Consider the following 14,912-nt stretch of genomic DNA (forward strand, 5'->3'; position numbering starts at 1 on the left):
GTATTAATGTATTATGTTCTTCATCCTTAACATATTAATAGTTTGCCTGTAGAGCAACGGATTGATTGTGTACTGCTCATTTTGCAATACCGTAACACCATCTTCAAGCAAAGGTTGTAAAAGAGACCTGGTCTTACTACGTGAATAGCCGGTTACGTTGCAAAAATCCTGCTCCGACAACCTTTCATGAAGCAGCAGATTGGCAAGCACAAACACTTTTTCGGCTGGCAGGTTTTTCATAAATGAAAAATCGATCTCCTTTAATGAACCGATAAATATGGTATTCTCATGGATCTCATTTGTTGATCGTAGCCAGTAGATCAACGCCAGGCTAACATTACTTCTTGCTATTTTATTCAAATCGCTGAAGTATGACCTTTCCAACATGGTCTGTTGCTCCTCTTTTCCGAGTCTTTTAAACTTCTTGTTATTAAGGTCCGAAGCTGCGGGTTCAAATTCAATATTATACCCACTAACCCTGTGACGCTTATTGATGATATTGATAATCGTATCATCATCGAATTCCTTTAATAGCACCGTGTAACTAAAGTGGTCTGACAGGTTAATAGTCTTATTTAAATATTCCCATGAATAGCTGGTGCAGCTCACAATCCAGAACACTTTTCGGCTGGTTAAAGAAAGTAACTCCGTAAAAAGCTTCAAGGCGCCAAAGCCATTCACCTTTTTGAGGTACAACCTTTGAATATTCTCCAAAACGATCACCTTCTTTTCGTGGTTGAGAAAAGTCACCAGCTCTTCTTGTGTGGTACATGCACAACCGAGCTCTTCCGACAAAAAAGATAATAGTTCGTCAGAAGTGTGATAATGCCTTCCGGGAGCAAATCTGTACACCTTACTGGCGGTAGAAAGATCCTGAAGGTAAAAGTTCATTAATGTAGTAATACCACTCCCCTTTTCACCCACCACTGCTGCAGTTGCAAAACGTCCCTTCATCCAATTGTTGTAGGCATTGTTAAGATGCACCAGCTCTTCGGTGCGGCCTTCAAAAAAATTGGCGTCACTCAGTGGTTCTGTTTTAAATAGTCGTTGATAAACAAAAGGAAGTTTTTCAATAGATTTCTCTGTCTCCGCCAGAAAATCAGCTAGCTCTGTCGGAACGGCCTGCTGTCCCGAAATCCCATAACGCCTGAAAATCTTGTTGACAACCCCGGAAAACCTGGCATACTTCGTCTTAGCAAACAGAACAATAGCCGGCAACGTGTTCCTGAACCTGTTAATAAATTCTGCCTTATACTGCCTACTCCTTTCTACTGCCTTACCACGAGCTATGCGTACCCTGACTTCATAGATGTTATCACTATTGGTAAATCGCACCAGGCTATCTCTGAATTTATCAAAGCCGCCCGAAAGATTTTCTTTTACATTTACCGACAACCTGGCCAATGCTTCTTCAATGCCTTCTACTTTTTCAATCGTTCGTTTTATACCCTCCAGCGCGATTGATCTCGGATCATCACCGGCTTCGTTTACCTCATATAGGGAAACGGCCGATTCCAGATTGAACTCAGCAATGTGTCCAATATCCATTACGCGATTTTGAAGTTGATTGAGCTGATCAGTTATGGCTACTTTTGTGGATTTAAATACTTTAAGGAATTGTGGCCATGATTCAAAATTAACCAGTTCATACGGTGAAATGTAACTGATAGATCCACTACTGATGGGTTGTTCATAGTTCATCTTTCTAACCACTGCCCTACGTTCGGAAATTGCACGAATGCCCTTGTCAATCCGGCTTTCAAGATCATTAATAAGTGATGGCAGGTCTTGTGCCAGCATGAGTTGATTAGTATCCGGCACATATGAAGTTACCAACTCACGCTTCACTGATAGCAATTCCTTTTCAAGAATGTCTTTATTCGTTTTTTCATCTGATCGCTCAATGTCCTCCTTGCAGTGATTCAAAAATGATTTTATATGGCTGAGCTTCTGCTCAACTACAAGAGCAAGGCGCTCATCAAAAGTTATCATATGGCTATGGTAGTCCTTCAATCCGGTATAGATTAAAGCATAAAGCTCAAGGTCTATCCCCCAATCGTCAGACAAAACCAGCAGCGTATTCTGCCATCCCCTAACGAGCCTGGTGTATTTATTAACAAGTACACGATGCTTCTTTCGTTGGCGAGTTTGGCCAAATCGTCTGTTATTGACCTCTATTGTTCCCGCTTTCAGGTATTTATCCTGGAATTCCTCAAAAACTCCATTGTAAATGTCTTCGGCTTTATTTTTTAGATCAGTCTTTAGAGCCTGAAGTCGCCTTATTTCATCGCCTATCTTTTTCTCATGATTCCCGGGATGCGGAAAGCCAATGTCGCCAGTAGTCAAAAATCGACTGAAAGACAGGTCAATTTCTTCATCAACTTTCAGCAGTAAATGAGAAGATGATGTAAAAGCACCGTACATAATTTCTTCCAGCACTGACAAGCGGGAAGGCAGGATCTCCCGGAAATAATAAGCTGAAATGTTTCTGAACTCAATACTGTGTTTCCACAAAGGGAGTTCTTTTTTTGTTTCTTTAAAGAGGGTTCTAAAACCGTTAGCCATTTTAACGGGCAAAACAGAAAATGTGTAGCCGGTCCTCTTCCACCATTTTGCAAAGCCCAGCAAATAGGAATCCCCGCTTTGCATGCGAAAGCGCTCGCTGTCCTGTGGCCTGCTTACCTCTTTCGGCACAGTTTCCAGGTATACATTGAGCGCCTGATTGTAAGCCCGGTAATCTACATCAAAATGAACTTCCGGCTCAAAAGTAAAAAGAGCAGTAGCCAGCTTCAGAAGGTCTTCTTTATAACTGATGTGATGTAAAAGAGCCGGACGGACATTTGAAAAGTCATATTCGTATTTTAATATATCCGACTGCAGCTCTCCTGTTTTTTCGATGAATTGGATGTGATGGTCAATTTTTGCATTAAAAACAGGCAAATAGTACTCTTCAATGAGAGTTTTAAAATGTGTATATTGACTTTCCAGCTCCTTGTTCATCACAAGAGGGTTTATTCCATACCAATATGTAGCAACGCATCACCCATATTCACTACGGGGTAGTTATTAATGCCGATCACATAACCATTTACCGGTGACTTAATCACTTTTTCAAACTGGCCGTAAGGGTCTGTTATCAGTCCAAGCGCCTGGTTTTTCTCTATTTTGTTTCCATTGCGCACGTGTGCATGGTGCAGACCGGCATACTTCGCGCGTATCCAGGTAGAATTTTTTATAAATATGGGTTGATGTACGGCCTCCGGAGCATCATCTCTCATACCAAGGTGGTTCATTACCCTTAACATACCACTAACACCCACATCCAGTACCTGTTTCCTAAGCCTTAAAGTTTCACCACCCTCGTATACCAGTATAGGCTTCCCTGCCTTTGCAGCCGTTTTCCTAAGTGACTTATCTCTAAAAGGAGATTCAATGATGAAAGGAGCTCCAAATGCTTTGGCTATTTCAAATTCTTCCTCGCTTTGAAAACTGGCCCTGATCTGAGGATAGTTGTTATGACTTGCTCCACCGGTATGAAAGTCTATGCCGATGTCTACCTGTGGTAAAATTTCGCTGGTCATAAAGTGTGCGACACGACTGGCCAACGAGCCGGTTTTTGAACCGGGAAATGACCTGTTAAGGTCCTTTCCATCCGGAAGGCCTCGTGAGTGGTTGATAAAGCCATAAACATTAAATACCGGTATGGCTATCACGGTACCACGGGTAGGCTTATGATACTTATTACGAATTATCCTCCTGAGTATTTCTATACCGTTGGTTTCATCACCATGTATCCCGGCCATCACCAGTAAAGTGGGCCCTGGTTTTTTTGCCCTGCTCACAAATACCGGTATGTTAATAGGAGTGCGGGTAGGCAACCTGGCAATCAGCGCATTGATCTGCACTTCCTCTCCTTTTTGAACCCTATGACCATCAATTATTATTTCAGGCATTCACTTTATCTTTTTGAATTTTACTCTTTCTTCCTGAATTCCTTTCCAGGTATTCCACGATCTTACCCGCAATATCAATCCCGGTTGCATTTTCGATACCCTCCAATCCGGGAGAAGAGTTTACCTCCAGGATGAGTGGGCCTCGTGAAGACTGCAGCATATCAACACCCGCTACTCCAAGTCCCATTTTTTTGGCGGCTGCTATAGCTGCACTCTTTTCCTTTCTTGACAATTTAATAACACTTGAGGTACCACCTCTATGAAGATTTGACCTAAACTCCCCCTCTTTCGCCTGTCTTTTCATGGCTCCAACTACTTCACCATCTACTACAAAAGCCCTGATATCAGCGCCACCTGCCTCCTTGATAAATTCCTGAACAATTACCCTGGCTTTCAGTCCATGAAAGGCCTCGATAACTGAGGCTGCTGACTTACGGTTATCAGCCAGAACAACTCCTAGTCCTTGTGTACCTTCAAGTAGCTTAATAATAACCGGAGCGCCACCAACAGCATTAAGAATATCATCCGTATCGCGCGAGTAGTTCGTAAATACAGTCTTGGGAAGACCTAATCCGGCTCTTGACATGATCTGGAGACTACGTAGTTTATCCCTGGACCGTATCAACGCCTGCGATTCGACCGCTGTAAACACCTTCATCATTTCAAACTGCCTGACCACGGCAGATCCATAAAAGGTAACGGACGCTCCTATACGGGGAACAATTGCATTAAAATAATCAAGGGAACGGCCTTTATATATGATCGTAGGCTTGTTTTGTTCCATTACGATAGTGCATCTCAAGTGATCAATCACCTCCGCCTCATGACCCCTGTCTTCGCATGCCTCTACCAGCCTCTTTGTGGAATACAGATTCGGGTTTCTGGATAAAATCCCTATGTTCATTCTTTTCTACTTTTATTTCTAAATGATAAATCCTTCCTTGCCACATCCACAGTAAAACCCTTTTTGAGTAGCTTTCTCCCCAAGAGAATAGGAAACTTAAGATTACCTCTGTTGCTCAATGAAAAATCGGTTTTGAAATTTTTACCAAATAACGTGATAGTTGTATTAATAATAAACCGTTCTTCAGAATCACCGAATGAGTTCTTTATTTTCCTTTGCTCAAACTCTTCAAAATAAAAGCTTCTGTCGTTATAGTCAGGATGTGTCGGATCCAACAAAGTAAAGTGTAAAACGGTCTTACCTTCGCGCTCGATCAATTCAGCATGATGATAATGTATGGCTGACGTAAAAGCCCCGGTGTCCACTTTTGCTTCAAGTTCGAAAAGGTGTAACTCCGGGAGATCAATTTTATCACTTCTACCTATTGTATACTTTTTCTTCATTGCAAAACTCAATAAAATTGAGTTAATATAAATGTTAATTCGATATAATAAAAAAAGCCGGAACTATCGGGTCCGGCTTTTGATCAGAATAAGCTATTTTACTCAGAAACTTTGAATTTAATTCTTGTATTTTCCCAGTCCAGAACCACACCTTCGCCCTCCACATTAATGGTGAAGGTTTCTACATAGCTACCGGTCTTTTGTGGTTTCACTGTTACTCGCAACACATCCTGGTCTTCATCGTAGTTGAAGGCACCCCATTGATTATCAGTCTTATTAAAGATCACCACCCATTCATCCTCTCCGGGAATAGTAAATAATGCGTATTTACCCTTTTTCAATGATTGACCTTCTACTTTCACGTCCTTGCTAAGCTCAATAGTAGTTGCATTATTCGCTCCTGTACGCCAAACTTTTCCATAAGGAACCAATTCACCCATAATTGTTCTTCCTCTGGCTGAAGGTTGATGATATTTAATTACAATATCTGCTCCATTGATACTACCCTGGGCAGTAGCAGGAGGACTTTTCATTTCTTTTTGAGCAAAGGCATCATATGACAAGCAAAAAGTCATTATTAAGGCCAGGCTGATAATCGGATACTTTTTCATAATGTAAATTTCTTGTTAGTTTAATTTGATAACGATGTACTGGACCAAAATGTTAAGTCGTATGTTGGGCAGTAATGGTTGTTTATGGGTTAATAACCCTTATTAATCATTGGCTTATCAAATATCAGGCCCCTGATCTGGAAGGATGATTTTTTAAAAATTGATTAGTCGTGGGTACCGTTTTGAGATGCAGGTAAGGGTCATAAAAAACAAAATGCCGAAGAAAACTCCGGCACTTTTGTCAAATTATTATTTATTTTCAACCTGTAAACCATTATTATTTACGTATGTGATCCAACAGGGTTGCGAAATATTTAAATTTTTAATTAAAAAGCTTCAGCAATGGCAAAATAAAACCCGCTTGTTTCACTTCCGATGCCATAGTCTATCCTGATATTTAAGCGATCCGATTTATTGACCATAACTCGTAAACCACCACCTACTGTATATTTAAAATCACCAAGATCAAAAGCTGTAAATTGATCCACAACATCGCCTATGGCCCCAAAAGCTACTATTCCAAACCAGGGCAGGAACTGCTTGCGATATTCTCCCTGAAAAGCCATTTGCTGCTGATCCCTGTACCTGCCGTTGTAGTACCCTCGCATGATCATTTCACCACCGAGCTGTGCCATTTCACGAAATGGGACGCCTCCTGTGTTGAATTCACCAAAATACTGGACAGCGATCACATCGCGATCAGAGAATTGCCAAAACTTTCTAACATCAACAGTATAACGGTTAAAAACAAAGTCGCTTCCCAAAACTTTACCATGAAAAAACGTAGAGAATTGAGCAAAAATGCCGTGTGTTGCATTCAGAATATTATCCCGGGTGTCATAAATACATGCAAACCCCAAGCCTGAATTGATCCCCGTTCCATTCTGTAAAAGTGTCTCATCAGCGATCAGATACTCCGGCTCATAATCAAGATTGTAAAGATGAATGTATCTATACTGCGGACCTGCAAAAAATGATTTTTTCACCTGCTTGAGCACCCTCTGCTGAAAAATAAATATCTGGTAAGAGAGTTCTTCTTCAAATTCTTTCTTCGTATCGTTGCCTATTCCATAATATAAGATAGGAAAGTTGTAGTAGCTCAATTCTCCTGAAAGGAAGTATTTCTCATTTCGGGTAAATAGATTGTTTTTTGTTCGAATAATAGTTTGTTTATTCAGCGTGTAAGCTACCAGAACTTCCACATTGGAATTCCGCGTACTGCCCGGCTCTCCGAGGTTAAACACTCCTGAAACCAATCCCCCAAAGCCCAGCCGTGTCTCGGGCGTGTAAAACAATGCCGGCAAAGGTACTATTCGCAGTGCCTTTTCTGGCCCTGTGCTGTCAGCAGACTGCGCACCAACTTTCCATGGAAACACCAGTATGAAAAGAAGCAGCCATATCAGTTTCACCATTTGTATGACAGTTTAAAGAAGGCGACAATTTAGCAAAAAGGTTTGTGCCCACCCAAAAATGCAAAAAAATACCTGTGGCTGCTGTCTATATTTTAATGGCAGGATCTTGAAGCAAAACTTTCCATGCTGTGGTGATATCCCCTTTTTCAAGGTATTTCTGCGCCAGCTTGTGCAGACCTACCTCCACATTAGAGGAACCTGATATAATAGTATCCACTTCCTTATCAGATGCAAACGCAGCTACCTCTTCTCCCGATGGTAGCGCCTCGATATTACCTAACCTGCCGAGGTTGTTTCCCGTCAGCACCATACTGTTTCTAATTTGCTCAGGCATCTGATCCACGCCTATTCCAAGAGTGGTAATTGGCTTGGGTATTTCAAAAATTGCATCACCATGAGCCCTGCAATACCAGTTACCCCCCATACGTGCTACCGCATCCAGCCTGAAAGGGTCTATGATAGCATTTTCATCCAGAATATCATCTTTGATATGGGCCAATACCACCTCACAAATGATCAGGTTACCGGCTCCACCTTCTTTGCCCAATGGTTTTACCTCGATTACCTTACACTCAAAGGCTACTGGCGACTCCCCTACTCTTGGGGGTTTTATTTGTTCTGATCGCATTGGTGTCAACCCTGATTTGATGAACTCATCTACACCTTTGTCATACTCCGTGCTGGCAAGCGACATCTGCTCTACCATACTGTAGTTGACTATATTGATCACCACCTCAGGCACCTCCAATACATTTTCATATGTATGCTTGGTGGTATTATCACGCACCCTTCTGGCTGGCGAAAAAACGAGTATAGGAGGATTTGCGCTAAAACAGTTAAAGAAACTAAACGGACTTAAATTCACATTTCCTTCTTTATCAACTGTGCTGGCAAATGCAATGGGCCTTGGAGCAACTGCTCCAAGTAAATAGCCATGCATTTTACCTATTGAAACTTCTTTAGGGTCTATTGTCAACATAATTACTTTGCTGGTAATACTTTTGTTCTCACTTCGCCAAATCCGATACGGACCCCATTCTTTTCGGCATAGCCTTTCATGATCACTGTGTCTCCATCTTCAACAAACTTTCTCTCTGATCCATCGGAAAGTTTAATGGGCTTTGTTCCTTTCCAGGCCAGCTCTAACATTGAACCATAAGAGTCCTCTGCCGGACCACTGATAGTGCCTGACGCATACATGTCGCCCACTTGTATGTTACACCCGTTCACCGTATGATGCGCCAGTTGCTGATTCACATTCCAGTACATGTATTTAAAATTACTGTTACAGATCACATTTTCTGCTCCACCTTCCGGCTGCAGCAATACCTGAAGTCTGACATCAAAATTCTTTTCTCCCTGATATTTCAAATACGGTAGCACTTCCGGCTTCTGCTCCGGACCAGCGACACGAAATGGCTCCAGAGCATCCATAGTTACTATCCATGGAGATATTGAAGATGCAAAATTCTTGGCCAGAAACGGCCCCAGCGGCACATATTCCCATACCTGAACATCACGCGCAGACCAATCATTAAACAATACAAACCCAAAGATATACTCCTCTGCTTCACTGGTAGAGATACTGTTTCCAAGACCGTTTTCCTTTCCTGTGATAAAGGCCATTTCAAGCTCAAAATCCAGCCTCTTGCTAGGGCCAAAAGTCGGTTTTTCGGCATCGGGAGCCTTAGTTTGACCTTTTGGTCTATAAATATCAACGCCGGAAGGAATGATTGATGAAGCACGGCCATGATAACCCACTGGAATATGCTTCCAGTTGGGAAGCAACGCATTATCAGGGTCTCTGAACATGGTGCCTACGTTGGTAGCATGTTCTTCACTGGAGTAGAAATCGGTATAGTTAGGTACACGTACCGGCATCAGCATTTCTGCTTCGTCCATCGGGATCAGTGCAATCTCCCTGGCCGGTTTATTATCTCTCAATTCATCATTATTAGCATCAAGAAGCTCAGATATCCGGTTGCGTACCGCTCGTGTTGTCTCTTTTCCCAAGCCAATGAAAGTGTTGAGGTACTGCTGGTTAAATATCCCTGCCGGAAGGCCCAGTCCATCTAGAAAACCATTCTCATCGAGGTAGGTCAGGTCCAGAATATAATCACCAATGGCTACCCCTGCTCCCGGGTCGAGGTATTGAGTTTTGAATATGCCGAATGGCAGGTTTTGAATAGGAAAATCGGAGTATTTTGGCACTTCTACCCATGATTTCAAAGATGGATCGTTTGCTTTTATCATAGTGTTTTAGTTCTTTTTTTGATGGATATTTTTACCGCAGAGGTAACGGTGAAAAAGTATGAGGTCATCAAAAGCCATTTGTCATTCCTAACTTGATTTGGAATCCCCTAAAATGCGTAAAACCTAATCAGGGGATCCTGAATCAAGTTCAGTATGACGTCAGAAGGAGGCTTCTGATACGTCCTCATATCCATAAATAAACATATATTTTTAAAGTGTACCTCTTAGCTCCTGCTCCCGCTCAATGGCTTCAAACAGTGCTTTAAAATTACCTTTTCCAAATGATTTGGCACCCTTTCTCTGGATTATCTCAAAGAATAAAGTTGGGCGATCGGAAACAGGTTTTGTGAATATCTGTAACAGATAACCTTCATCGTCTCTGTCGATAAGAATGCCCAGCTCTTTCAACGGATCCAGGTCTTCATCGATCTCCCCCACTCTGTCGAGTACGGTTTCGTAATAGGTAGCCGGCACGCGAAGGAATTCAACACCCCGATCCCGCAGGGCAGTCACTGTTTCAATGATATTGTTGGTAGCCACAGCAATGTGCTGTACTCCCGAACTATTGTAAAAATCTAAATACTCTTCTATCTGCGACTTCTTTTTCCCCTCGGCAGGCTCATTAATAGGAAATTTGATCCTGCCATTGCCATTGGTCATCACCTTACTCATCAAAGCTGTGTAATCCGTAGAAATGTCCTTATCGTCAAAAGATACTAATTGTGCAAAACCCATTACTCTTTTGTAAAAGTCTACCCACTTGTTCATTTCATTCCAGCCAACATTGCCAACCATATGATCGATGTATCTAAGCCCAACAGGTTCGGGATTGTAAGCTGGTTCCCATTTTTTATAACCGGGCAGAAAGATGCCATTGTAGTTTTTTCTTTCTATAAACAAATGCACTGTATCTCCATAGGTATGGATCCCCGATCTCACAATATGACCGTTTTCATCCTCCACTTTGGTAGGCTCCATGTATGACCGTGCGCCTCTTTTGGTTGTTTCCTCCCATGATTTAGTAGCATCATCTACCCACAGAGCTACCACTTTTACGCCATCACCGTGCTCATTCAGATGCTTGTTATACTCTCCGTCTTTATTCAGTGGAGAAGTGAGCACCAGCCTGATCTTATCCTGCACAAGTACGTAAGAAGCCCTGTCTTTCATCCCGGTTTCAAGTCCAGAATAAGCCAGCGATTGAAAGCCGAACGCCGTTTTATAAAAGTGTGCTGCCTGCTTGGCGTTACCTACGATCAGCTCTACGTAGTCCGTTCCATTGAGAGGCAGAAAGTCTTCTGCTTCCTTGAAGATTTTTTCTATTGCCTGATTTTCAACTTTATTTTCCATGGTTTCTTCTGGTTTATGTTCTTAAGTTCTTAGTAATCGGTAATCAGTGGTCAGTAATCGGTGGGGGATGCCTCATTGACAACGTTGTTACAGAATGATTCAGATTTATTCATCATTGAGTTTAGCATTTTGCCTATTGTCGCGTACTGCTTCAATAAATCCTTGGCAACTTCCTCGGAAATGTATGAGCAATCCATGACTGTCTCTATCCAGTGTTGAGTTTCTAACTGCTCCCCATCAGCATCGGTTAATTTGCTTATAAAATGCTTTTCATATCTTCTTTTGCCCCAAGCTTCAGCGATTTGCGCTCCTACCGACCGTGAGGACCTCCTCACCTGGTCCGTAAGAGAATATGTCTCCTCCTTTGGAAATCCACTGGTTATCTGAAATATCACTCCTGATAACTCCCTTGCACGTTTATAAACCTCTAAATTTCTAAAACTCTTTACATACATCATCTTCCTGATTTAACTACCGAATTACCGGTCACCGATTACTGATTACCGATTACCGATCATTCCAGCCAAGACTGAAAGTACTTATCATCCGCTATTTTCATCGCATCTTCAGTAACCTGCAACGGTTTAAAGGTATCCACCATTACCGCCAACTCCTGCGTTTCGGTTTTTCCAATACTGCGCTCCATCGCTCCGGGGTGTGGACCGTGAGGGATTCCTGCCGGATGTAATGAAATATGACCTGCTTCTATATCATTTCTACTCATAAAATCGCCATCTACGTAATACAGCACCTCATCCGAATCAATATTACTGTGGTTGTAAGGAGCAGGAACAGACTCGGGATGGTAGTCATATAGCCGGGGTACAAAAGAGCATACCACAAAAGCATCCGTTTCAAATGTCTGGTGAATTGGTGGTGGCAGGTGAATGCGCCCGGTTATGGGCTCAAAATCGTGAATTGAAAAGGCGTAAGGATAGTTGTAACCATCCCAGCCCACTACGCTAAAAGGATGACGTGCATATACCATATCAAACAGTTCCCCCTGCTTCTTGACCTTCAGCAAGAACTCTCCTCTTTCATCATAGGTTTCCAGTTCCTGTGGTTTACGAATATCCCGTTCACAGTAAGGAGAATGCTCCAGCAACTGTCCGAACCAGTTGCGATATTTTTTAGGAGTATATATCGGTCTTTTTGACTCTACTACGAAAAGGCGATTATCCTCTCCATCAAAATCGATCTTGTAGATCATACCTCGCGGAATAAGCAGGTAATCGCCATATTTAAAATCAAGATTTCCCAGGAAGGTTCTGAGCTTTCCTGCCCCTCTATGAACAAAGATCAACTCGTCAGCATCTGTATTTTTGTAGAAGTAATCCTTGGTGGACTGTTTTGGCGCAGCCAGGATGATGGAACAGTCGCTGTTCGTCAGCACTGTTTTACGACTTTCCAGAAAGTCGTTCTCCGGAGCGACCTGGAAACCTCTGAAACGATAAGACTGTATGTTGTTGGCTCTGGCGATTTTTGGTGACACATCTTTTTTCCCGAGGATCTCTTTAACTTGTGTAGGCCTGTGCTCGTGGTAGAGCAACGATGACATACCATCAAAACCGATGGTACCGAAAAGCTCTTCATAATAGTATGAGCCATCCGGCTTTTTAAAGGTGGTGTGCCTTTTTTGGGGTATTTTTCCTAGTTGATGATATATAGGCATAACACTATAATGTTTAGGTTAAACTAATTGTTTTAAGGCAATCTCGAAAGAAGTACTGGCTATGTTTGTCTTCTTAGCATTTACCGCATGTGTTTTGTTCAATGCCTTACGAATGGTTTCCGAAGTATCGTTAAAAATATCTTCGTCATTAAGCCCCACTTCATCGCTCATCAGGTAGGCAAAAACCCTTGCCATTCCACAGTTGGCTATAAAATCTGGGATAACAGAGCACCTTTCATCGGTATAAACACCGATAGGCCCAAAGAAGATCTCCTTATCTGCAAAAGGCACGTTGGCTCCGCAAGAAAGCACCTCCAGCCCTGCTGCCAGCATGCGTTCCACCTGATCTTTGGTGACCAACCTCGAAGCTGCTGCCGGAACGAATATCTCGTAGCCAAGATCCCAGACCTGACTATTCACCTCGTCAAATGACATTATATTCTCAGCTTTCAACTGATTGCCCTTTCTTTCCAGGAAATACCCTGTGATCTCCTCAAATGAAAATCCGTCTTTATTAATAACACCGCCATCGCGGTCAATGATTCCAATAACTTTTACACCCATTTGTGCCAGGTAAAAACCGGCAGCAGCCCCTACGTTGCCCCAGCCCTGGATCACAGCTTTTTTATCAGCAACATTGCCTCCCCAGATATCGTAATAGTGTCGTATTGCCTCAGCAACACCATAGCCGGTGATCATATCCGCCACGGTGTATTTTCGTTTCAGATCAGGAGAGAAATTTTCATCCTCCAGCACTTTGGAAACTCCATGTCTTAACTGGCCAATCCTGTTGATCATCTGGGCTTCAGTAGGCTGAAAATGCCCCTTAAAAACTCCTTCCTGCGGATGCCACACACCACAGTCTTCGGTAATGGGTATCACTTCATGGATCTCATCCACGTTCAGATCCCCGCCCGTGCCGTAGTAGTACTTCATAAGCGGCTTTACTGCTGCAAACCACCTTTCCAGCACCTCTCCCTTTCGCGGGTCGTTCGGATCAAAATTGATCCCGGATTTGGCACCTCCGATGGCCGGGCCTGACACCGTAAATTTCACCTCCATGGTCTTCGCCAGGGATTCTACCTCTCTTTTATCCAATCCCTTCCTCATGCGGGTACCGCCACCAGCAGCCCCGCCTCGTAAAGAATTGATCACCACCCAACCTTCGGCTCCGGTTTCTTCATCATTCCACTCAAATACGATCTCCGGCTTCTTATTTTCAAATTTATGAAGTAATTCTCTCATTTATGGTAAGTTGACTAACGTAAAGGATCAAAGATCGCATAATAGCAGCGCACTTATCGGCAAAGCCTATTAAATCTCTATATTTTGGAATTTTCATATATTTGTAAGGCGTTTTTTAGACGATCTTTCTTTTACTTAATTAAAAAATGCCCCGAAAAAGAATAAACCAATTTTAATGGACGTTAAACTAGACGAAACCGACATCAAGATACTTGACATACTGCAGAAAGAAGGCAGAATAACTACCAAAGCGCTTGCAGACAAGTTGAATTTAACTACCACGCCTGTATTCGAACGGATCAAAAGGCTGGAGCGCGAGAACATCATAGATAAGTATGTAGCACTACTGAACCCCAAGAAGCTCGACATTAAGCTTACCGTTTTTATTTTTATCAGTCTTAAAAACCATACCCGCTCCTATCTTAAGAGCTTTGTAGATGAGATGAACGGCTACAAGGAAGTGCTGGAATGCTACCATGTAGCCGGTAATTTTGATTTCCTCCTGAAAGTGGTTATTCGCGACATGGATGCTTATGAAGCATTCCTGCTTACAAAGCTTTCTGTCAACACCAATATTGCGCACGTGCAGAGTTCGTTTGTGCTTTCGAGGAATAAGCATACCACGGCTTATAGTGTGAGGTAGAAGCGATCGGCTTGGTAGTGCCACAGGCTAGAGCTGCGTGGTAATGAGTGAGAGTGGTTAGGTAGTCGGAACCACGGGTAAAGTTGGGAGGGAGTAATGATTGGGAGCCAGAACCACGGGCTAAAGCCTCGTGGTAAAGCAGTTATAATCTTATTTGGATTTATTATATTTAGCATTTTATAATAAACCATTAATCCTATGCCTTTTCTGAAAATTTGGATCCACACAGTCTGGACTACCAAGTATAGAGTTCCATTTCTTAGTAATGAGATAAGGCAAACGGTCTTCGCTCATATTAAGAAGAACGCAAAGGAGAAAGATATTTACATTGACTTCATCAACGGGTATACAGATCATGTACACTGTTTGATTGGACTAAAGCCACAACACTAAGCCGAATAGCTGAAATACCGTCAAAAAAAGCCT

13 protein-coding genes and 1 pseudogene are annotated in these 14,912 nt (G+C 42.5%); 2 read left to right on the top strand and 12 right to left on the bottom strand.

Annotation, left to right across the window (positions count from 1 at the left end):
* Positions 1–3: 3 nt before the first annotated feature.
* The 12 genes from C900_RS20215 to C900_RS20270 form a co-directional block, all read right to left on the bottom strand.
* Entirely contained in the window at positions 4–3,000 is a 2,997-nt protein-coding gene (locus C900_RS20215; protein WP_009582050.1) for an NACHT domain-containing protein, read from the bottom strand.
* A gap of 11 nt (positions 3,001–3,011) precedes the next feature.
* The gene (locus C900_RS20220; protein WP_009582051.1) at positions 3,012–3,953 is read right to left on the bottom strand and encodes a succinylglutamate desuccinylase/aspartoacylase family protein; all 942 of its coding nucleotides are present in this window, start codon (positions 3,951–3,953) and stop codon (positions 3,012–3,014) included.
* On the bottom strand, positions 3,946–4,857 hold the full coding sequence (gene rimK, locus C900_RS20225) for a 30S ribosomal protein S6--L-glutamate ligase (RefSeq protein WP_040497164.1): 912 nt from the start codon (positions 4,855–4,857) through the stop codon (positions 3,946–3,948). The genes C900_RS20220 and rimK overlap by 8 nt, the downstream gene beginning before the upstream one ends.
* The gene (locus tag C900_RS20230) at positions 4,854–5,300 is read right to left on the bottom strand and encodes an ATP-dependent zinc protease family protein (RefSeq protein WP_040497165.1); all 447 of its coding nucleotides are present in this window, start codon (positions 5,298–5,300) and stop codon (positions 4,854–4,856) included. Before C900_RS20230 ends, rimK begins: the two co-directional genes overlap by 4 nt.
* A gap of 98 nt (positions 5,301–5,398) precedes the next feature.
* On the bottom strand, positions 5,399–5,911 hold the full coding sequence (locus C900_RS20235) for a DUF2911 domain-containing protein (RefSeq protein WP_009582054.1): 513 nt from the start codon (positions 5,909–5,911) through the stop codon (positions 5,399–5,401).
* A 326-nt stretch (positions 5,912–6,237) separates the two neighbouring features.
* Positions 6,238–7,323, bottom strand: coding sequence for a BamA/TamA family outer membrane protein (locus tag C900_RS20240; protein ID WP_009582055.1), 1,086 nt, complete (start codon positions 7,321–7,323; stop codon positions 6,238–6,240).
* Between the two features lie 85 nt (positions 7,324–7,408).
* A complete protein-coding gene (locus C900_RS20245) occupies positions 7,409–8,302 on the bottom strand; it encodes a flavin reductase family protein (RefSeq protein WP_009582056.1) in 894 nt (297 codons plus the stop codon).
* 2 nt (positions 8,303–8,304) lie between these two features.
* A complete protein-coding gene (gene fahA, locus C900_RS20250) occupies positions 8,305–9,576 on the bottom strand; it encodes a fumarylacetoacetase (protein WP_009582057.1) in 1,272 nt (423 codons plus the stop codon).
* A gap of 210 nt (positions 9,577–9,786) precedes the next feature.
* Positions 9,787–10,926, bottom strand: coding sequence for a 4-hydroxyphenylpyruvate dioxygenase (gene hppD, locus C900_RS20255; protein ID WP_009582058.1), 1,140 nt, complete (start codon positions 10,924–10,926; stop codon positions 9,787–9,789).
* Between the two features lie 50 nt (positions 10,927–10,976).
* Positions 10,977–11,384, bottom strand: a complete 408-nt coding sequence (locus tag C900_RS20260) for a four helix bundle protein (RefSeq protein WP_245558461.1) — start codon at positions 11,382–11,384, stop codon at positions 10,977–10,979.
* 56 nt (positions 11,385–11,440) lie between these two features.
* A complete protein-coding gene (locus tag C900_RS20265) occupies positions 11,441–12,598 on the bottom strand; it encodes a homogentisate 1,2-dioxygenase (protein WP_009582060.1) in 1,158 nt (385 codons plus the stop codon).
* 18 nt (positions 12,599–12,616) lie between these two features.
* Positions 12,617–13,843, bottom strand: coding sequence for a Glu/Leu/Phe/Val dehydrogenase dimerization domain-containing protein (locus C900_RS20270; RefSeq protein WP_009582061.1), 1,227 nt, complete (start codon positions 13,841–13,843; stop codon positions 12,617–12,619).
* A gap of 175 nt (positions 13,844–14,018) precedes the next feature.
* Here C900_RS20270 and C900_RS20275 point away from each other — a divergent pair, with 175 nt between their 5' ends.
* Together C900_RS20275 and C900_RS20280 are read left to right on the top strand one after the other, a co-directional pair.
* Entirely contained in the window at positions 14,019–14,486 is a 468-nt protein-coding gene (locus C900_RS20275; RefSeq protein ID WP_009582062.1) for an Lrp/AsnC family transcriptional regulator, read from the top strand.
* A gap of 198 nt (positions 14,487–14,684) precedes the next feature.
* Positions 14,685–14,864: pseudogene (locus C900_RS20280) on the top strand (transposase); the annotation flags it as partial.
* Positions 14,865–14,912: the final 48 nt, after the last annotated feature.

The sequence above is a fragment of the Fulvivirga imtechensis AK7 genome, assembly GCF_000331535.1.
GTDB lineage: Bacteria > Bacteroidota > Bacteroidia > Cytophagales > Cyclobacteriaceae > Fulvivirga > Fulvivirga imtechensis.

Coding starts and splice junctions, on each gene's coding strand:
- C900_RS20215 (WP_009582050.1), bottom strand. CDS start 3,000: ATGAACAAGGAGCTGGAAAGTCAATATACACATTTTAAAACTCTCATT.
- C900_RS20220 (WP_009582051.1), bottom strand. CDS start 3,953: ATGCCTGAAATAATAATTGATGGTCATAGGGTTCAAAAAGGAGAGGAA.
- rimK (WP_040497164.1), bottom strand. CDS start 4,857: ATGAACATAGGGATTTTATCCAGAAACCCGAATCTGTATTCCACAAAG.
- C900_RS20230 (WP_040497165.1), bottom strand. CDS start 5,300: ATGAAGAAAAAGTATACAATAGGTAGAAGTGATAAAATTGATCTCCCG.
- C900_RS20235 (WP_009582054.1), bottom strand. CDS start 5,911: ATGAAAAAGTATCCGATTATCAGCCTGGCCTTAATAATGACTTTTTGC.
- C900_RS20240 (WP_009582055.1), bottom strand. CDS start 7,323: ATGGTGAAACTGATATGGCTGCTTCTTTTCATACTGGTGTTTCCATGG.
- C900_RS20245 (WP_009582056.1), bottom strand. CDS start 8,302: ATGTTGACAATAGACCCTAAAGAAGTTTCAATAGGTAAAATGCATGGC.
- fahA (WP_009582057.1), bottom strand. CDS start 9,576: ATGATAAAAGCAAACGATCCATCTTTGAAATCATGGGTAGAAGTGCCA.
- hppD (WP_009582058.1), bottom strand. CDS start 10,926: ATGGAAAATAAAGTTGAAAATCAGGCAATAGAAAAAATCTTCAAGGAA.
- C900_RS20260 (WP_245558461.1), bottom strand. CDS start 11,384: ATGATGTATGTAAAGAGTTTTAGAAATTTAGAGGTTTATAAACGTGCA.
- C900_RS20265 (WP_009582060.1), bottom strand. CDS start 12,598: ATGCCTATATATCATCAACTAGGAAAAATACCCCAAAAAAGGCACACC.
- C900_RS20270 (WP_009582061.1), bottom strand. CDS start 13,843: ATGAGAGAATTACTTCATAAATTTGAAAATAAGAAGCCGGAGATCGTA.
- C900_RS20275 (WP_009582062.1), top strand. CDS start 14,019: ATGGACGTTAAACTAGACGAAACCGACATCAAGATACTTGACATACTG.